At 58.4% G+C, this 18,832-nt stretch carries 12 protein-coding genes; 8 read left to right on the top strand and 4 right to left on the bottom strand.

The window, feature by feature from the left end; all coding sequences use genetic code 11:
* Positions 1-228 precede the first annotated feature (228 nt).
* The 3 genes from BQ5353_RS04755 to BQ5353_RS04745 all read left to right on the top strand — a co-directional run bounded on the left by BQ5353_RS04755 (position 229) and on the right by BQ5353_RS04745 (position 3,374).
* The gene (locus BQ5353_RS04755) at positions 229-1,419 is read left to right on the top strand and encodes an aminotransferase-like domain-containing protein (protein ID WP_071427408.1); all 1,191 of its coding nucleotides are present in this window, start codon (positions 229-231) and stop codon (positions 1,417-1,419) included.
* Positions 1,420-1,477: 58 nt separating this feature from the next.
* The gene (gene trpS / locus BQ5353_RS04750; RefSeq protein ID WP_054331966.1) at positions 1,478-2,497 is read left to right on the top strand and encodes a tryptophan--tRNA ligase; all 1,020 of its coding nucleotides are present in this window, start codon (positions 1,478-1,480) and stop codon (positions 2,495-2,497) included.
* Positions 2,498-2,657: 160 nt separating this feature from the next.
* On the top strand, positions 2,658-3,374 hold the full coding sequence (locus BQ5353_RS04745; protein WP_054331965.1) for a hypothetical protein: 717 nt from the start codon (positions 2,658-2,660) through the stop codon (positions 3,372-3,374).
* Positions 3,375-3,429: 55 nt separating this feature from the next.
* Here the strand turns inward: BQ5353_RS04745 and gltX are convergent, their stop codons facing one another.
* Positions 3,430-4,893 (bottom strand): glutamate--tRNA ligase, encoded by a 1,464-nt coding sequence (gene gltX, locus BQ5353_RS04740; protein WP_071427407.1) that lies wholly within the window; start codon positions 4,891-4,893, stop codon positions 3,430-3,432.
* A 354-nt stretch (positions 4,894-5,247) separates the two neighbouring features.
* On the opposite strand from gltX, the gene BQ5353_RS04735 reads away from it, so the two are divergent.
* Positions 5,248-7,569: a SpoIIE family protein phosphatase gene (locus BQ5353_RS04735; RefSeq protein ID WP_054331963.1), complete on the top strand. Its 2,322-nt coding sequence runs from the start codon at positions 5,248-5,250 to the stop codon at positions 7,567-7,569.
* A gap of 183 nt (positions 7,570-7,752) precedes the next feature.
* Here the strand turns inward: BQ5353_RS04735 and BQ5353_RS04730 are convergent, their stop codons facing one another.
* Positions 7,753-9,078 carry a D-alanyl-D-alanine carboxypeptidase family protein gene (locus tag BQ5353_RS04730; protein WP_054331962.1) on the bottom strand — a complete coding sequence of 442 codons (1,326 nt, stop codon included), beginning with the start codon at positions 9,076-9,078 and terminating at the stop codon, positions 7,753-7,755.
* A gap of 306 nt (positions 9,079-9,384) precedes the next feature.
* Between BQ5353_RS04730 and BQ5353_RS04725 the strand changes: the two genes are divergently transcribed.
* Entirely contained in the window at positions 9,385-10,053 is a 669-nt protein-coding gene (locus BQ5353_RS04725) for a metallophosphoesterase (protein ID WP_054331961.1), read from the top strand.
* A 129-nt stretch (positions 10,054-10,182) separates the two neighbouring features.
* Here the strand turns inward: BQ5353_RS04725 and BQ5353_RS04720 are convergent, their stop codons facing one another.
* Positions 10,183-13,893 (bottom strand): phosphoribosylformylglycinamidine synthase, encoded by a 3,711-nt coding sequence (locus BQ5353_RS04720; RefSeq protein WP_071427406.1) that lies wholly within the window; start codon positions 13,891-13,893, stop codon positions 10,183-10,185.
* An 89-nt stretch (positions 13,894-13,982) separates the two neighbouring features.
* Entirely contained in the window at positions 13,983-15,278 is a 1,296-nt protein-coding gene (gene mtaB, locus BQ5353_RS04715) for a tRNA (N(6)-L-threonylcarbamoyladenosine(37)-C(2))-methylthiotransferase MtaB (RefSeq protein ID WP_231358713.1), read from the bottom strand.
* 432 nt (positions 15,279-15,710) lie between these two features.
* On the opposite strand from mtaB, the gene BQ5353_RS04710 reads away from it, so the two are divergent.
* The 3 genes from BQ5353_RS04710 (at position 15,711) to BQ5353_RS04700 (ending at position 18,794) form a co-directional block, all read left to right on the top strand.
* Positions 15,711-16,871, top strand: coding sequence for a D-alanyl-D-alanine carboxypeptidase family protein (locus tag BQ5353_RS04710; protein WP_054331960.1), 1,161 nt, complete (start codon positions 15,711-15,713; stop codon positions 16,869-16,871).
* A gap of 106 nt (positions 16,872-16,977) precedes the next feature.
* Complete coding sequence (locus BQ5353_RS04705; protein ID WP_071427405.1) at positions 16,978-18,312, top strand: glucose-6-phosphate isomerase; 1,335 nt, start codon at positions 16,978-16,980, stop codon at positions 18,310-18,312.
* Positions 18,313-18,383: 71 nt separating this feature from the next.
* Positions 18,384-18,794 carry a hypothetical protein gene (locus tag BQ5353_RS04700; RefSeq protein ID WP_054331959.1) on the top strand — a complete coding sequence of 137 codons (411 nt, stop codon included), beginning with the start codon at positions 18,384-18,386 and terminating at the stop codon, positions 18,792-18,794.
* Positions 18,795-18,832: the final 38 nt, after the last annotated feature.

The following is an 18,832-nucleotide window of genomic DNA, read 5'->3' as shown; positions in this document are numbered from 1 at the left end:
TCCTCCGCTATCTTTTAAAATCATTGACTTTTTTCAAAATTGAGCCATACTAACAGTATAAAGTTTCTCGGGGAAAAAAGCAATCTTTCTGCTACATTTTACAAACCAGACACGAAAATCCGTTTTTCTATAGTTTCGCGCTTTACAATGTTAAATTCATTTGATACAATGGTCGCGGAACAAAATCGCTGGGGAAAAGCCACCCATCGTTAGAAAGAGGTGTTTTGCATGAACCTAACCTTCTCCGACCGGATATCCGGCGTCAAACCATCGGCCATCCGGGAAATCCTAAAGCTTTCCACCGACCCGGGCATCATCGCTTTCTCCGCCGGGAACCCGTCCCCCGACGCCTTCCCAGTGGAGGCCATCGCCCAAATCACCGCCAAGGTGCTGCGGGAGAACCCGGTGGGGGTTCTGCAGTACTCCCTCACCGAAGGGTACCCTCCCCTGCGGGAGGCCCTCAAAACCTGGATGGACACCCGCTGCCACGCCCTGCGGGAGTTTGACGACCTGGTGGTGGTGGCCGGCGCCCAGCAGGGAATCGACCTGATCTGTAAAACCTTCTGCAACGAAGGGGATGTGATTCTCTGTGAGGATCCCTCTTTCATCGGCTCCCTCAACTGCTTCCGCTCCTATGGCGCCAAGCTGAAGGGGATCCCCATGGATGGGGACGGCATCGACCTGGCCCTTTTGGAGGGGGCCCTGAAGACCACCCCAAATGTCAAGCTTTTGTACCTGATCCCCAACTTCCAGAACCCCACCGGCATCACCATGAGTTTGGAGAAGCGAAAGGCGGTCTACGCCCTGGCCAAACAATATGGGGCGCTGATTCTCGAAGACAACCCCTACGGCGACCTGCGGTATGAGGGGGAAGACGTCCCGACCCTTAAATCAATGGATGAGGACGGCATCGTCCTGTACTGCGGCAGCTTTTCCAAGGTGCTGTCCCCCGGCCTGCGGGTGGGGTATGTGCTGGCCCACAAGGATATCATCCCCAAAATCACAGTGGGTAAACAGTGCACCGATGTCCACACCAACATTTTGGCCCAGCACATCTGCGAGCGGTATATGGCTGAATACGACCTGCCCGCCCACATTGAGGACCTGCGGGTGTTATACCGCAAAAAACGGGATTTGATGCTGGATTCCCTAGCCAAATACCTGCACCCCGCAGTGACTTTCACCCATCCCCAAGGCGGCCTGTTTATTTGGTGCACCCTGCCCGACGGGGTGGATATGATGGCCTACGCCGCCGAAGCGATCAAACGGGGGGTGGCGGTGGTGCCGGGAACTGCCTTTTTGGCAGATGAATCCGCTTCCAGCCAGTCCTTCCGGGTCAATTTCTCCACCCCTTCCGAGGAAGCCATCGTCAAGGGCTGCAAAATCCTGGGCGATCTGAGCCGGGAGTGGATTGGCTAATTTTTGATTCCCCTGCCAATGGATGGCGGCAATGAACAATCAACAGGAGGCAACTGCTATGGAACAACAACTCACAGCTCCCCAGCCGGAGCGCAAGAAACGGATTTTTTCTGGAATCCAGCCCACCGGCGTCATGACCTTGGGCAATTATTTGGGGGCGGTGCGCAACTGGGCCCAGCTGCAGGAGGATTACGACTGCACCTACTGCATTGTGAACATGCATGCCATCACCGTCCGGCAAGAGCCGGCAAAGCTGCGCAAAAACACTCTGGACGCCTACGCCTTGATGCTGGCCTGCGGCATTGACCCAGAGAAGAGCATCGCCTTTATCCAAAGCCATGTGCGCACCCATGCGGAACTGGCCTGGGTGCTGAACTGCTACACCCAGTTTGGCGAACTGAGCCGGATGACCCAATTTAAGGATAAATCCGCCAAGCACGCCGACAACATCAACGCCGGCTTGTTTGACTACCCGGTGCTGATGGCCGCCGACATCCTGGCCTACCAGGCCGACCTGGTCCCGGTGGGCATCGACCAGAAACAGCATTTGGAGCTGGCCCGGGATATTGCCATCCGGTTCAACAACCTCCACGGCAATGTGTTCACCGTGCCGGAGCCTTACATCCCCGAGGCGGGGGCCAAGATCATGAGCTTGCAGGAACCCACCAAGAAGATGAGCAAATCGGATGAGAATGTCAACGCCTTCATCACCATCCTGGATGATGAGGACACCATTATCCGCAAGTTTAAACGGGCTATCACCGACTCGGAGGCGGAGGTGGTCTACCGGGAGGGGAAGGATGGCATCAACAACCTGATGAATATCTACTCGGTGATCACCGGCAAGAGCTACGATGATATCGCCAAAGAGTTTGAAGGCAAAGGCTACGGCGACTTCAAGCTGGCCGTTGGGGAGACGGTGGCTGACGCCCTCAAGCCGGTACGGGAGCGGTTTGCCGCCCTTCAGGCGGATAAATCCTACCTGGAATCCTGTTACCGCCACGGCGCGGAGCAGGCCCTTGCCATCAGCGCCCGCACCTTGGACAAAGTGTATAAGAAGATTGGATTTTTGCAGTAGTCTATAGAAGAAAGAATTCCGCCGGGACAGGGTTCCGGCGGAATTCTTTCATCCTAAGGGAATCTGCGTTTTTTGCTTCCCATCCTGTAAAGAGTTGCCTTTTCTGGCGATTTCCATTAGAATGAGGAAAAAGGCAGGAAATTGGAAAGGGTGTGAAAAGATGAAGAAAGCATTGGCGGTTTGTCTGGCACTGTTCCTGTTGGCGGGGTGCAGCGGCACAGGAAGATCCTCCTCCCAGGAGAGCAGCGCTTCCGCCGGATCCCAGGGGGAAATCCTTTCCCGGGAGGAGCCCCGCGAAGAGCTGCCTTCCATGGATGAGCGGCAGCAGGAGTACGCGGAGAAGTACCTCTCCCCCCTCGCCTATTCCGGTTTCTTCTGGCGGGAATATACCGGCGACCCCGCCCAGCTGGGGAAGAAGCTGGACGAGGAGGGGAATGTGGCGGGAAGCGACCTCCTCTTTATGCTGTTTGAGGACTCCTTCTCCCAGGAGGAGCGGGAGGAGTTGTATGCCCAGTATCCCGATGGCATTTATCCCCAAGAGGTGGTGGAGGAACCGCTGATTTCCCACTTCGGCTGGACGGCGGAACAGATCCGCTCCCAATTGTCGGAGAGCTACGACCCCCAGGCCGGGACTTATCGTTACCTGGGCGGCCGGGGCGGAGGGCCAATCTACTATATTGTCACCGGCAGTTCGGCCCAAGGGGATATCCTCACCCTGGACTACGAGGTATATGGGCTGGGCGGCAGTGAGGAGCTGGAGGATTATCTTCTTGACCTCCAGGCCCAGCTGACCATCCAGGTGGATGGAGAGGATTTTACCTACCAGGCCAACCATATCCAATGGGCGAGGCCTACCCCCACTGCCAGGGATAACTAGCACGATAAAAAAGGCCCCGAAAGCAAGATGCTTTCGGGGCCTTTTTGTGTCTTTTTTACTTGGTGAGCTGTTCAATGCCCTTGTGGATGCGGGCCAGGGATTCCTCTTTGCCCAGCATGGCGCAGATTTCAATGCCGCCGCCGGGGGTGAACTGTTTGCCGCTGACGGCGACCCGCACCGGCCATAGCATGTAGCCGTTCTTCACGCCCAATTTAGCGATCAGGTCGAAGAGGGCGGCGTGAATGTGCTCTACGTCAAATTCCGCTTCGGGGATGGCTTCCAGCACAGGGAGGGCAGCTTTGAGGGCCTCCAGAGAGGTCTCCTCATTGGTCTTCATCTTTTTGCTGATGTACAGCTCGTTGGAGTACACAGGCAGGGTGTCGATGAAGTCCAGCTGCTCGGGAATGTCCTCCAACACCTCGCACCGGGCTTGCAGCACCTGGGCGATGAGATGGGTGTCCACATCCGCCTTGGAAACCCCTTTGCGGATCCAGGGAAGGGCCTTTTCATGGAACTCCTCGGGGGTGAGCTTGCGGATGTACTCGCCGTTGATGTACCGCAGCTTCTGGGGGTCGAAGATGGCGGGGGATTTGCTGATCCCCTCGATGTGGAAGTTCTCGATCATCTCCTGGAGGGTGAAGATCTCCTGGTCGCCCTTGGGGCTCCAGCCCAGAAGGAGGATGTAGTTGAGGATGGCCTCTTTCAGGTAACCCTTTTCAATCAGATCTTGGTAGGAGGCGTCGCCGTTGCGCTTGGAGAGCTTGTGGGTGGCGTCCTTCATGACCGGAGGGGTGTGGATGTATTTGGGGATCTCCCAGCCAAAGGCCTCATACAGCAGGTTGTACTTGGGGGCGCTGGAGAGGTACTCGTTGCCGCGGATGACATGGGTGATCTCCATCAGGTGGTCATCCACCACATTGGCAAAGTTGTAGGTGGGCATGCCGTCAGTCTTGATGAGCACCTGGTCATCAAGGGTGTTGTTCTCCACCGTGATGTCCCCGAAGATCTCATCGTGGAAGGTGGTGGTGCCGGTGGTGGGAATGTTCTGCCGGATGACATAGGGGATGCCGGCGTCCAGCTTAGCCTGGATCTCCTCTTTGGAGAGGTGCAGGCAGTGCTTGTCATATTTGGGGGCTTGTCCCGACGCCTTCTGCAGCACCCGCAGTTCCTCCAGCCGGTCCTTGTCGCAGAAGCAGTAGTAGGCGTGGCCGGATTCGATCAGCTTCAGGGCATACTCCTTGTAAATGCTCATCCGCTCGCTCTGGACATAGGGGCCGTAAGGGCCGCCGATGTCGGGGCCTTCGTCCCAGGTGAGGCCGGTGTCTTTTAAGGTGTTGTATATAATATCAAGAGCGCCTTCGACAAAGCGTTCCTGGTCGGTATCCTCAATTCTCAGGATCATTTTTCCGCCAGTGCTTCTCGCAGTCAGATAGCCGTACAGTGCGGTGCGCAGGTTGCCCACATGCATGTAACCAGTGGGGCTGGGCGCAAATCTGGTGCGTACGCAGTCATAGTTCATTCTTGTTGCCGCCTTTCTTTCATAGAGTCGGCGGATGGCAGACATCCACCGCAGTACCTATTATAGTACCGCTTTGGCTGCGGCCTTGTCAAGAAAAACCCGGGATTTTGGGGGAATTTCCTCCCCGTGGGGAAAACGGGGGGAAAACGGTTGGCGCCAGGGGTCAAATGCGGGGGAGTTCTCCGAAAAAATCCCCAAAACCAATGGGGAAAAGTGGAAAAACCGACAGATTCCGCATTTGGGAGTGACTATAATGGATTATACAAATTGTAATAAATACAACTGATTATTCTATGCCAGCAATTTTGGATGTATGCGGCGGTGCCCGCTGCATGGAAAAAAGGAGGAAGCAGCGTGAACAACAGAACCGATGTGGTGGGTATTTCCCTTTGGGATCGCCTGCGCCAGGAGCTGAAAACCTACCGTTTCGCGGTGGAGATGCTGGTGACGGCGGCCGTGGCCTTTTTAATGGCCAACGCCTTTCTATTTGGGGATATCGCCCCCTTTGGGGTAGCGGTCACCGCCAGCAGCAAACAGAAGAATGTGCCGGCGGCTGCCTTGGGGGCTATTTTGGGCTACTGCTTCTCCAGCAACCCGGCGGGGAATATGAAATACGTCGGCGCAGTGGTGCTGGCCTTTGCCATCCGGTGGCTGGTGGCCACCACGCCGGCCCTGCGGTGGAACGCCATGCTGGCGCCGGTTGCCGCCCTAGTTGCCATGGGAATCCCCTCGGTGGCGGTGACGGCGGTCAGCGGGTTCTACCTCTCCGATGCGCTGGTCACCCTGTCGGAAAGTGTGATCGCTGCAGGAGCCGCCTATTTTTTCACCCGCAGCCAAGGGGCGTTGGACCTGGGCCTCGCCAATGCGGACAAGAATGACATCACCTGCTTGGTAATTACATTTGGGATATTGGTGATCGCTTTATCTGGATTGGAAATATTTGACGTGTCGGTGGGCCGGATGCTGGCCTTGGTGGTGCTGCTGGTGGCTGCCTACACCGGCGGTGAGACGGCGGGCTCCATCGCGGGGATCACCGCGGGCATAGCCGTGGGGATGATGGGTGGCTCCTACGGTTACCTGATGGGGGCGTATTGCCTCAGCGGTTTGGTGGCCGGGCTCTTTTCCCCTACTGGGCGGCTGGGGACAGCGGCTTCGGTGACCATCGTCTGCGCCATTGCCACAGCGGTCTCTCAAGGGGGGAGCCCCAGCGCCGTGGTGGAAGCCGCAGCTGCTTCGGTGGTATTTGTACTGCTCCCCGCCCGGTGGCTGGCCCGGGTGAGCCCGGAGGCACGCAAAGGCCCTGGGGTGGATGAAGCGCTGTTCCAAGCCCTGCTGGAGCAAAGACTCCAATCGGCCAGCCAGGCCCTGCGGGAGATCGCTGAGACCACCCACCAGGTCTCCGACCGGCTGGAGTCAATGCAGGCCAGCGACATCTCCACCGTCTATTCCAAGGTGGCAGACCGGGTCTGCAAGCGGTGCGGCATGAAAAACAAGTGCTGGCAGATCGCCTACAACGACACCATGAACTGCCTCAACGACGGCCTTGCCATCCTCAAGAAAAACGGGGTGATCCTGCGGGAGGAGCTGGCGGAGCCCCTGGCTCAGCGATGCTGCAAGCCGGATGAGTTCCTCGCCTCCCTCAACTACGAATACGGGGAGTATATCAAGAAAATCGGCACCCAGCGCAAGGTCTCCCAGGTGCGCTCGGTGGTCACCGATCAGTTTGAGGGGATGGCCTTATTGATGGAGTCGGTCTCCCGGGAATTGGGGGAGATCGCCGGCCAGGACCGCAAACTGGGGGCAAAGGTGCTGGAGTATTTTACAGGGAAAGGGGTGGAGCCTACTATGGCCTCCTGTTACCTGGACCGCTCCGACCGGATGACTGTTCAGGTGCTTCTCTCCCCTTATAAATTGGCCCGGATTGACAACCAGACCACCGCCTTGGACCTCTCTGACCTGTGCAACCGGGAATTTGACCTGCCTCAATTGGAATCCGCTGGCAAGCAGGTGGCCCTCACCTTTACCGAGAAGGCAGCCTATACCCTGGCTTGGGGCGGGGCACAGCGGTCTTGCGGCCAAAGCCGCCTGTGCGGCGATTGTTATGAGCAGTTGACCGACGGCCGGGGCAATGGGTACATCGTCCTCTCCGATGGGATGGGGAGCGGAGGCGCGGCCGCGGTGGATTCCGCTATGACAACCGGACTCCTCTGCCGGTTGATCCAGGCGGGGGTGGGGTTTGACGCCGCCCTCAAGATGGTGAACTCCGCGCTGCTGGTCAAATCCGGGGAGGAATCTTTGGCCACCATCGACGTGACTCAAATCGACCTATACACCGGCCGGGCCGACTTCTACAAGGCGGGGGCAGCCCCCACCTTTGTGGTCAAATCCGGCAGGACTGGGTATGTGGAGTCCACCTCCCTGCCCGCGGGCATCCTGCGGGGGGTCAGCTTCGAGAAAAGCACCATCGGCCTTAGGGAAGGGGATATGGTGGTGATGGTCTCTGACGGGGTGACCGCCACCGGGGTAGACTGGATTCCCTCGGTCATCGACCAGTACCGGGCTGCCGGGGTGGAGGAAGTTTGCCGGCAGCTGGTGCAGACTGCCTTCGACCGCCGGATGGACGGGCGGGAAGACGACATATCCGCTGCCGGCTTCCTGTTGGAGAAGGGGGTTTGAAGATGCTGTATGCCATCTATTATTGGGTTGCCCATAGCATCCTGCTGGAAGGGGGATCGATTTCCATTCTTGTTATAGGGCCGGTGAAATTCACCGGCTGGGCAGGGAAAAGGATAAGACCCATAGAAAAAGAGCCGCAATCGCGGCTCTTTTTGAAAAAACATCCAGAAATTCTACATATAGTTATAGATTTTTCCGCCGGCGCACAGGTTTGTACCGCCGTTTCCCCTTCTGCTGCAAAAACATCAGCCCCACATAGCAGAGGGTGGAAAGGACTGCAAAGACCACCACAAACTTAAACCAATAGGCCCGCAGCATGGTGGAGAGAAGGTCTACATAAAAGAGGAAGATGTTCCGGTCTACATTTTCCATCGAGACCAATTCCACCTGGCCCAGCTCTTCCCCAGCCAGTGAGAAGTGGAGGTACCCCACAAAATCCCCCTTTTTAATAGGGGCTTTGATGTAGTTGGGCAGTTCATATTCGGTGGTTAAGCTGGCCACGTCGATGTCGTCGGGGATCAGCGCCTGGAACCGTTCGCCGCTCATCAGTTTGAGATGGTCCTTGTTCCAGGAGAGCTTGAGGGGGACTTCCACCAGGCTTTCCCCCTGCTCGGTGATGGTTTTGACCCGAAAGGTCGAGAACACCCAGTCGTAGAGCTTCTGGGTCTCCTCCATAGCGATGTTGGTGTCCCCCTCCATGGGGGCGCCCATCACCACCATCAGATACGAGTATCCATCTCGGGAGGCGGTGGTGACAATGCACCGGCCCGCTTCTTCGGTGGTGCCGGTTTTGACCCCGGTGATATAAGGATAGTAATAGCCGCTGCCTTTCACCATCATCTTGTTGGTGGTGTTCCAGTACAGGTTCTGGCCTTTGATGTTGAGGCCGCCATCGTAGAAGGTGGTGGAGACAATCTCCGCAAAGTCCGGGTTCTGCATGGCGTAGCGGGTGATTAAGTACATGTCTTTGGCGGTGGTGTAGTTGTCCGCCTCATGAAGGCCATTGGCGCTGGAAAAATGAGTGCCGGTGCAGCCCAGCTCCTGGGCTTTCTGGTTCATCAGGTCATAAAAGTAATCCAGGGAGCCATCCCCTACATAATCGGCCAAAATCACCGCCGCCTCGTTGGCGGAGGGGAGCATCATCGCATAGAGGAGTTCCCGGGCGGTGAGGGTGTCCCCCCGATACAGGCCACCCAAAGAGATGCCGCCGTACTGGGCGTTTTTCTCGCTCATCATCACTTCCAGATAGGGCTTGAAGGTGATTTCGGTGCCATCCAGGTCGTCGATGTTTTCCAGCACCACGATGGCCGTCATGATCTTGGTCAGCGAAGCGGGATACATCTTCGCATCGGCGTTTTTTTCATAGATCACGTTGCCGGTGTCCAGGTTGACCAAATAGACCGCCTTGGATTGGACGTCGAACAGGGGCTCATACTGGGCATAGGCGGGGATGGAGGAAAAGAGCAGGCAGATGATCAAAAGCAAGGGGAGAAAACGAAATTTTTTCATGGTATGGGAACCTCACTTCCATAAAAGCCGTTTATCGGAAATGGCAGAAAACCAGCTGACGAAAATTCAAATCCAGGCTGGAAACCGTCGCAAATACATGGTACAATAGCCACAGCAAAGCCGTGGCATTCGAAGAATTGTTTGCAGGGCGAAGCACTTTGCGGCAACAGCCGCACCGCAATTCTTAAAGTTTGTGCAGACTTTGTGGTACAATAATCGGGACCCCCGCAGGGGGCGGGTACGATCCTATACCCTTTAGTATACCAGAAAAACCCGGATGGGTAAAGACAAAGGAGCGGTTAGCAGATGATCTATCTGACGGGGGATACCCACGGCGGGATGGAGCGTTTTCAATCCAAAGAGGCAAAACAGCTGAAAAAGGGGGATACCCTCATCATCTGCGGGGATTTCGGCTTTATCTGGGACGGCTCCAAGGGGGAAGAGAAACACCTCAAATGGCTGGGCAAGCGCCGGTATACCATCGCCTTTGTGGAGGGAACCCACGACAACCTGGACCGGCTGGCCGCCTACCCGGAAGAGGAGTGGAACGGCGGAAAAATCCACCGGATTTCCGGCAACCTCATCCATCTGATGCGGGGAGAATGCTACCGGGTGGAGGGTAAAACCATCTTTGCCTTCGGCGGCGGGGAGAGCCCGGACATTGAGCTGCGCCGGGAAGGGGAGAGCTGGTGGCCCCAGGAGATGCCCACCCAGGAGGAGATCGCCCATGGGGAGGAGTCCCTCGCCCAGTTGGGCAACCGGGTGGATTTGATCGTCACCCACGAGTGTTCGGGGCGGCTGTACCGGTTTTTGAATCCCCAAGGGGAGCGGAGCAACCTGCTGGGGGCCTTCTTCGACCGGGTCAGCGAGAGCTGCGAGTACCGGCTTTGGGCCTTTGGAAGCTGCCATCTGGACAAGAGGATCCCGCCCAAAACCCGGGCCCTTTTTCAGGAGATCGTCCCCTTTGAAGGGTAACGGACTATCCCGTTTAGTCTACCCAATTTCCACCAAAAACTCTAGGGGGAAGTTGTAGCCGCAATCGAAATATTTTCTTTCAAAAAACCGCCGGGGGCTAACAGCCCCCGGCGGTTTTGGGTTTATTGGTTATTTGGTGTAGTAGTCCACAGCGCCCTCAAACAGCTTCATATCGTAGTTGCCGGGCACATTGCAGAAGGTGCCGCCGCTGAACCGCTCGGAGTGGGCCATCTTGCCCAGAACGCGGCCGTCGGGGGAGAGAATGCCCTCGATGGCGTCCACCGAACCGTTGGGGTTGTAGCGGGTATCCAGGGTGGGATTGCCGCAGAGATCCACATACTGGGTGGCGATCTGGCCGTTTTGGGCCATCTTCTCCAGCAGCTGGGGGCTGGCGACAAACCGGCCCTCGCCGTGGGAGATCGGGATGGTGTAGACATCCCCCACCTGGGAATGCATCAGCCAGGGGGAATTGTTTGAGGCGATGCGGGTGCGGACCAGCTTGGCCTGGTGGCGGCCGATCCGGTTAAAGGTCAGTGTGGGGCAGGTCTCGTCCATGTCCACGATCTCACCGAAGGGGACAAGGCCCAGTTTAACGAGGGCCTGGAAGCCGTTGCAGATGCCCAGCATCAGGCCGTCCCGGTTTTTGAGCAGGTCGTGGACCGCGTCTTTGATCCGCGGGTTGCGGAAGAAGGCGGTGATGAACTTGCCGGAGCCGTCGGGTTCGTCGCCGCCGGAGAAGCCGCCGGGGATGGCGATGATCTGGGACTGGTGGATCAACTCCTCAAAGGCGGCAACCGATTCCTCGATATCCTGGGAGGAGAGGTTTTTGATCACAAAGGTGGTGGCGCTGCCGCCGGCCCGTTCAAAGGCTTTGGCGGTGTCGTACTCGCTGTTGGTGCCGGGGAATACAGGGATCAGCACCCGGGGTTTGGCGATCTTTGATGCGGCGTGGAATTCCTTATTAGCCGCAAAGGAGTGGGTGGGCACCAGGATCTTGGGGGTGGGGAGCTGGGCGGGGAAGATGGGGGCCAGCTTGTTCTCCCAAACCTCCTGGGCCTTGCAGAGGTCCACGGTGGCGCCGTTGACCTTTACGGTGAAGTCCTCGGTGGTATGGCCCAGGAGAGGCAGGCCGTCGATCTCCTCTGCAGTTTCCAGCACAAAGCCGCCATAGGAGGTCTTAAAGAGGGTGTTTTCGTCCTGCTTCTCTGCGAAGGCAAAGCCGATGGAGTTGCCGAAGGCCATCTTGCTGACGGCGGCCGCCACGCCGCCGATGCCCAGGGTGTAGGCGGAGAGGACCTTCTTCTCAGAGATCAGCTTTTCGACGGTGTCAAACACCTTTTTAACCGAGTCGAAGCAGGGCAGGCCGTTTTTGTCAAACTCCGGCTGGAGCAGGTAGACCGGGCTACCGGATTTTTTGAATTCGCCGGAGACCACCTTGTCTACCTGGGCGGTGGAAACGGCGAAGGAGATCAGGGTGGAGGGGACGTCGATGTCCTCAAAGGTGCCGGACATGGAATCCTTACCGCCGATGGCCCCAATGCCCAGCTCCAGCTGTGCCTTCAAAGCGCCCAACAAGGCGGCGAAGGGCTTGCCCCAGCGGGCGGGGTCATCCTTGACCTTGCCAAAGTACTCTTGGAAGCTCATCCAGCAGTGGCGGTAGCTGCCGCCGGCGGCTACAATTTTAGCCACCGACTCCACCACGGCCAGCATGGCGGAATGATAGGGGGACACCTCGCCGATGTAGGGGTTGAAGCCCCAGGCCATCAGGGAGGCGGTGTTGGTCTCGCCGGTGAGGACGGGGATCTTGGCTGCCATGGCCTGGGCGGGGGTCAGCTGGTGCTTGCCGCCAAAGGGAGCCAGCACAGTGGCCGCGCCCACCGAGGAGTCAAACCGCTCCACCAGGCCCTTCTGGGAGCAGACGTTCAGGTGACCCAAAACCTTGGGCCATTTTTCCTCCATAGGCAGGGAAGCGCCGTGGGCTTTCTCGGAGAACTGAGGGGCAGGAACCGCAACGGTGGTGTGTTTCACCGCGCCGTTGGAGTTGAGGAACTCCCGGGAGAGGTCCACGATGGTGTTGCCGTTCCAGGTCATGGAGAGGCGGCCCGTGTCAGTGACCACCGCAACAGGGGTGGCCATCAGGTTTTCCTTGGAAGCCTCGGCGATGAACTTGTCCACATCGCCGGCGGCGACCACGACGGCCATCCGCTCCTGGCTTTCGCTGATGGCAAGCTCGGTGCCGTCCAGGCCGTCGTATTTCTTGGGGACGGCGTCCAGGTTGATGGAGAGGCCGTCGGCCAGCTCGCCTACGGCCACCGACACGCCGCCTGCGCCGAAGTCGTTGCAGCGCTTGATCATCCGGGTGACCTCACCATTGCGGAACAGCCGCTGGATCTTGCGCTCCTCGGGGGCATTGCCCTTCTGGACTTCGGCTCCGCAGCTCTCCAGGGATTCTACCGTGTGGCTCTTGGAGGAGCCGGTTGCGCCGCCGCAGCCGTCCCGGCCGGTCTTGCCGCCCAGCAGGATGACCACATCCCCGGCTTCGGGGACCATGCGGACTACATTTTCCGCAGGGGCCGCGCCGATGACTGCGCCCACCTCCATCCGCTTGGCCACATAGCCGGGATGGTACAGTTCGGTCACGTGGCCGGTGGCCAGGCCGATCTGGTTGCCGTAGGAGCTGTAGCCCGCCGCGGCAGTGGTGACAATTTTGCGCTGGGAGAGTTTGCCCTGGATGGTATCCTCCACCGGGGCGAGGGGGTCGGCCGCACCGGTGAGGCGCATGGCCTGGTAGACATAGCTCCGGCCGGAGAGGGGGTCGCGGATGGCGCCGCCCAGGCAGGTGGCCGCACCGCCGAAGGGCTCGATCTCAGTGGGGTGGTTGTGGGTCTCGTTCTTAAACATCAGGAGCCAGTCCTCCAAAACCCCGTCGTGGTCCACCTTGATCTTTACCGAGCAGGCGTTGATCTCCTCCGACTGGTCCAGGTCGGTGAGAAGCCCCTGTTTTTTCAGGGCTTTTGCGCCGATGGTGGCCAGGTCCATCAGGGTGATGGGGCGGTCTTTGCCGGCGTACAGGGTCTCCCGCAGGGAGAGATATTCCCGATAGGTGTCCTTGATGTAATCGCAGTCGATGGAAACGTCGTCGATATGGGTGGAGAAGGTGGTGTGGCGGCAGTGGTCGGACCAGTAGGTGTCGATCATCCGAACCTCGGTGATGGTGGGGTCCCGCTTCTCCTCATTTTTGAAATAGTTCTGGCAGCATTTGATGTCGTCCAGATCCATGGCCAGGCCGTACTGGCGGATGAACTGGGAGAGCTCCTCCTCCGAAAGGGCGGTGAATCCGCAGAGGGTTTCCACCGTCTCGGGGATGGCGTAGTTGGTGTCCAAGGTCTCCGGTTTTTCCAGGGAGGCCTCCCGGCTCTCCACCGGGTTGATCAGATAGGCCTTGATGCGGGCAAAGTCGGCGTCGGAGATCTCCCCTTCCAGCAGGTAGACCTTGGCGGAACGGACCACCGGGCGGTCCTTCTGGGTGGAAATCTGGATGCACTGGGCACAGGAATCGGCCCGCTGGTCAAACTGGCCGGGGAGGTATTCCACCGCGAACACCCGGCCATTGCAGGCGGGCAGCTCATCATAGGTGTCATCCACCTGGGGCTCGGAAAAAATGGTGCCCCGGGCGGCGTCAAAATCCTCCTGGGAGATTCCCTGCACGTCGTACCGGTTGACAAGGCGCAGGGAGGTGATGGAGTCGATGGACAGGGCGGAGGTGATGTCGGAAAGGGCACCGGCGGCCTCCACGGCAAATTCGGGGCGCTTTTCCACATAGATTCTGGTAACAGACATTCCAAACTCTCCTTACTACTCATTTATGGTCGGTTGAGGGGATGGGGAACACAGATAAATTCGGCGGATGCCGAAGGGATAACATAGGGTTACAGGATGCGGCCGATGCAGTGGTCAGCCTCGGCCCCGGTGATCTCCACCCGGAGGATGGCGCCGGTGACATCTTCATCCGTCTTTACAAAGACCGGGGTATAGTTTTTGCTGTACCCGTGGGTCAGGCCGCCAGTTTGGGTTTCAAACAGCACCTCCTGGACGGTGCCCACCTGGTTTTGGAGGAACTCCTGCCGGGTCTTGCCGGTGGCGGCGATGAGCCGGGCGCTGCGTTCCTCCTTGACCTGCGGGTCCACCTGGCCGGACATCCGGGCGGCGGCGGTGCCCTCCCGGATGGAGTAGGAGAAGACATGGGCCTTGGCCAGGCCGATCTCCTCTACGAACTGGAGGGTGGAGGCAAATTCCTCCTCGGTCTCGCCGGGGAAGCCCACCATGATGTCGGTGGTGATGGAGGGGTTCTCAAACAGCTCCCGGATTTTGCCCACCATCCGGCGGTATTCGGCGGTGTCGTATTTGCGGTTCATCCGCTTGAGGGTGGCGTCGCACCCGCTTTGCAGCGCCAGGTGGAACTGGGGGCAGAGGCGGGGATAGCGGGCCATCTCCTCCAGGTCTTTGTCGGTGATCATCTCCGGCTCGATGGAGCCCAGGCGGACCCGCTCGATGCCGTCGGTGGTGCAGGCCAGGGCGATGGCGTCGGTCAGATGGCCGCCGAAGTCCTTGCCATAGGCCGACAGGTTGATGCCCACCAGGACGACTTCTTTATAGCCGGCGGCGGCCAGCTCGGTCAGCTCCAGCTTCAGATCCATCAAAGGTTTGGAGCGGACCGGCCCCCGGGCATAGGGGATGATGCAGTAGGCGCAGTAGCGCTCGCACCCGTCCTCAATTTTGATGGAAGCCCGGGTCTTTTCAAAGAACTTTCCGGCCTTCATGTCCTCAAAGGCTTCCCCTTTTTGGTGGGCGGTGATGTTGACCACCCGGCTGCCGGTTGCCAGGCACTCCCGGATGGCGGGCAGCAAGGAGGCCCGGTTGTAGGAACCGGTGATGACGTCCGCCTCAGTAAAAGCCTCTGCCGCGTCGGGGAAGGCCTGGGGGAAACAGCCGGTCAGCGCCACCTTAGCGGCGGGGTTCTGCCGCTTTAGCCGGCGCAGGATCTGGCGGGTTTTTTTGTCCCCGCTGGAGGTAACGGTGCAGGAGTTGACCACGTAGACGTCGGCGATATCGGTGGGCTCCACCAAATCAAAACCGGCGGCGGCAAACTGCTGGCTGAGGACCTGGGTCTCATACTGGTTGACCTTGCAGCCCAGGGTATAAAAAGCGATGCGCATAGCAATCATCCATTCTGCCGCTTCGCGTCGGCGCTCATAATAAAAGGGTTCCTCCCGCCACGCGAAGCAGAGGGCTGGCGAGAGGTTTTTTCCCGCCCCGGCAGGGCTGTAGAGGCCGCAAAACCCCGGGTTTCGCGGTTTTTCACAGCTTGTCCCCGATATAATCAGGTGAGCGGGAGCAAAACAAGCGGCCCCGATGCCGAGACCGCGAATTTCTTACCTTTAAATTATACAAAATCCCCCGTGCAATTACAAGACGCAGCCAGCCGAAATAATCCCCCTGAACGGGGGCGGTTTCTAGGTAAAACGATCAATCCGGCGGGGGAAAAAACGTCGCTTTTGCAAAATTTTCCCCACAATCTGCCGCGGAAGGGAAAGCCGTTCTCGCGGCGGCGGGGCGAGCATACACTGTACCGAGTTTTGAATCGACGAGGTGAGCGTATGAAACGAGCGATCCGGCAATGCACAGCGGCCTTTGTCGCCGCGGCCCTCTTGCTGGCGCAGGCCCTGCCCGTGTGGGCACAGCCGGGCGCGGTGGGGGATATCCCGGCAAAATCGGGCATTTTGGTGGAACAGAACACCGGCAGGGTGCTCTACGAACTGAACGCGGACGAAAAGATGCACCCGGCGTCCATCACCAAGGTGATGACCCTCCTTCTGGTGATGGAGGCCTTGGATGGCGGCAAAATCAGCTTGGAGGACAAAGTGACCTGTTCCCCCAACGCCAACAGCATGGGGGGCTCCCAAATCTGGCTGGAGGTGGGGGAGGAGATGACCGTCCACGAGCTGCTCAAGGCGACGGCCATCTCCAGCGCCAACGACGCGGCCTGCGCTCTGGGGGAACACCTAGCCGGCAGCGAAGACGCCTTTGTGGACCTGATGAACCGCCGGGCCCAGGAACTGGGGATGACAAACACCCATTTTGAAAACACCAATGGCCTGGACGCCGACGGCCACCTGAGCACCGCACGGGATATCTCCATCATGTCCCGGGAGCTCCTAAAACACGAAAAAATTAAAGAGTACACCACCGTCTGGATGGATTCCCTGCGGGACGGCAAAACCCAACTGGTCAACACCAACCGGCTGATCCGCTTTTACAAAGGGGCCACTGGCCTGAAGACCGGAACCACCGACGGCGCGGGAAGCTGCCTTTCCGCCTCCGCCACCCGCGGGAACCTGAGCCTGGTGGCGGTCACCATGGGCTCCAGCACCAGCGACGAGCGGTTTAACGCCGCCCGCACCCTGTTGGATTACGGCTTTGCCAACTATGAAGCGGTACAGCCGCCATCCATCCAAGAACAGCTGACCCCAGTGAAAGTTTTGGGCGGTGTAGAGCGCCAGGTGGAGGTCCAGTTTGTGCCTCCTATGCCAGTTGTGGTGGAGAAGGGCGGCGGCAGTTCCATCACCCAGGAGATCCAGCTGGCCGAGGATGTCCACGCCCCGGTGGAGCAGGGGGAGGTCCTGGGTTCGGTCACCGTTTTGGTGGAGGGCACCCCGGTGAGCCGCTACGACTTGACCGCGGCCAGCGGCGTGGAGCGGATGACTTTCCTCAAGGGCCTAGAAACCCTGTGGGAGGCCGCCAGTCGGATGAATTCTTAAAAATCTGTGAATGATCAACAAAAACAGGAGAATTATCACTTTTAAACTTGAAAAATTTGCTGGAATACGCTAAACTATGGATAAGGCAAAACGAGGAGGAAGTTCTATGGCGACTAAGCTGAAAGAACAGTATCTGAAAGGCTTCCTGAGCCCCGAAGATTTTGACGCAATCGCCGCCCAAGCGGTGGCGGCCCACCAGACGCTCTGCAAGCGCACCGGCCGGGGGAATGATTTTCTCGGGTGGCTGGATCTGCCGGCGGAGTATGACCGGGATGAGTTTTGCCGCATCCAGATGGCTGCCCAAAAAATCCGGCGGGACAGCGACCTGCTTGTCGTCATCGGCATTGGCGGCTCCTACCTGGGGGCGCGGGCGGTGATTGAGCTTTTGGGCTCCCCGCTGTACAACAGCCTTGCCAAGGATTCCCCCCAGATCTATTTTGCCGGCAACAATATGAGTTCCAGCCAGCTGTGCCAGCTCCTCTCCCTCTGCGAGGGGAAACGGGTGTCGGTCAATGTGATCTCCAAATCCGGGACCACTACCGAGCCTGCCATCGCTTTCCGGGTATTCCGGGAGTACCTGGAGCACCGGTACGGCAAACAGGAAGCCCAGAAGCGTATCTACTGCACCACCGACCGCAGCCGGGGCACCCTTCACGACTTAGCGGTTCGGGAGGGGTATGAGCGGTTTGTCATCCCCGACGATGTGGGGGGCCGGTACTCGGTTCTCACCCCGGTGGGGCTTCTGCCCATCGCCGTCAGCGGCGGGGATATTCAGGCGCTGATGGACGGCGCCGCCACTGCCCGGGAGGAGTTGTCCGCCCCGGATTTTGGCGGCAACAGCTGCATCCGTTACGCGGCTATCCGCAACCTTTTCTACCGCAAAGGGCGAAAGGCGGAAATGCTGGTCAGCTACGACCCCAGCTTTTCCATGATGGCGGAGTGGTACAAACAGCTCTTTGGGGAGAGCGAGGGCAAGGAGCACAAGGGACTTCTCCCCACAGCGGCCACCTTCTCCACCGACCTCCATTCCCTGGGCCAGTTCATCCAGGAGGGGAGCCCCATCCTCTTTGAAACCATTGTGGATTTGGGGGAGCCGGCTGAGGAATTCATCCTCCCCAAAGAAGAGGAGAATTTCGACGGTCTCAACTTCCTGGCCGGCTGGAAGCTCTCAGAGGTCAACCGCAAAGCCATGGAGGGCACGGCCTTGGCCCACTGCTCCGGCGGGGTGCCCAGCGCAGTGCTGGAACTGCCCCAGGTCAACGCCTTTGAGACGGGATATTTCATCTACTTTATGGAAATGGCCTGTGCCGTCAGCGGCTATCTTTTGGGGATCAACCCCTTTGACCAGCCGGGTGTGGAGGCATACAAGAAAAACATGTTCGCCCTGCTCGGCAAACCCGGTTACGAGGAACTGCGGCAGCAGCTGGAAGCACAGCTGTAATGCCCACAACAAAACAGGAAGGTACCCGCGCCAGCGGTTACATAATACCACCAAAAAGGGAGGAAAACACCATGATTAAATTGATTGTAGGGAATAAGGGCTCCGGGAAAACAAAAAAACTGGTAGACGGCGTCAACGCAGCGGTCGCAAAGGATCACGGTGCGGTTGTTTGTGTGGAGAAAGGCTTGCAGCTGACCTATGACCTGAGTCATAAGGCCCGCCTTGTGGACATTGAGACCTATGACATCAGTGGATTTGATGCGTTCTATGGCTTCCTGGCCGGCATTTTGGCGGGGAATTATGACATCACTGACATGTATGTGGATGCAACCCTGAAAATCGGCGGAAAAGACCTGGAAGGCCTGGCCAAGATGATCGACAAGCTGAACAAGCTGACCAAAGACAGCGAAGTGGAATTGGTGTTTACCGTATCCTGCGATCCCTCTGAGCTCCCTGAGAGCCTGAAAGGTTATATCGCATAATCTCCCGGTTGAATAAGAAACAAAAAGGACGGTGCAAA

This window comes from Merdimmobilis hominis, from assembly GCF_900104615.1.
GTDB classification, from domain to species: domain Bacteria; phylum Bacillota; class Clostridia; order Oscillospirales; family Ruminococcaceae; genus Merdimmobilis; species Merdimmobilis hominis.
The sequence above is the reverse complement of the archived record's forward strand: the minus strand, read 5'-3'. Positions and strand labels throughout refer to the sequence as shown.

What these genes read in the sequence shown, in the direction of transcription:
- gltX (WP_071427407.1), bottom strand. Translation starts at nt 4,893, where the DNA reads ATGAACTATGACTGCGTACGCACCAGATTTGCGCCCAGCCCCACTGGT.
- trpS (WP_054331966.1), top strand. Translation starts at nt 1,478, where the DNA reads ATGGAACAACAACTCACAGCTCCCCAGCCGGAGCGCAAGAAACGGATT.
- BQ5353_RS04745 (WP_054331965.1), top strand. Translation starts at nt 2,658, where the DNA reads ATGAAGAAAGCATTGGCGGTTTGTCTGGCACTGTTCCTGTTGGCGGGG.
- BQ5353_RS04700 (WP_054331959.1), top strand. Translation starts at nt 18,384, where the DNA reads ATGATTAAATTGATTGTAGGGAATAAGGGCTCCGGGAAAACAAAAAAA.
- BQ5353_RS04755 (WP_071427408.1), top strand. Translation starts at nt 229, where the DNA reads ATGAACCTAACCTTCTCCGACCGGATATCCGGCGTCAAACCATCGGCC.
- mtaB (WP_231358713.1), bottom strand. Translation starts at nt 15,278, where the DNA reads ATGATTGCTATGCGCATCGCTTTTTATACCCTGGGCTGCAAGGTCAAC.
- BQ5353_RS04725 (WP_054331961.1), top strand. Translation starts at nt 9,385, where the DNA reads ATGATCTATCTGACGGGGGATACCCACGGCGGGATGGAGCGTTTTCAA.
- BQ5353_RS04710 (WP_054331960.1), top strand. Translation starts at nt 15,711, where the DNA reads ATGAAACGAGCGATCCGGCAATGCACAGCGGCCTTTGTCGCCGCGGCC.
- BQ5353_RS04730 (WP_054331962.1), bottom strand. Translation starts at nt 9,078, where the DNA reads ATGAAAAAATTTCGTTTTCTCCCCTTGCTTTTGATCATCTGCCTGCTC.
- BQ5353_RS04705 (WP_071427405.1), top strand. Translation starts at nt 16,978, where the DNA reads ATGGCGACTAAGCTGAAAGAACAGTATCTGAAAGGCTTCCTGAGCCCC.
- BQ5353_RS04720 (WP_071427406.1), bottom strand. Translation starts at nt 13,893, where the DNA reads ATGTCTGTTACCAGAATCTATGTGGAAAAGCGCCCCGAATTTGCCGTG.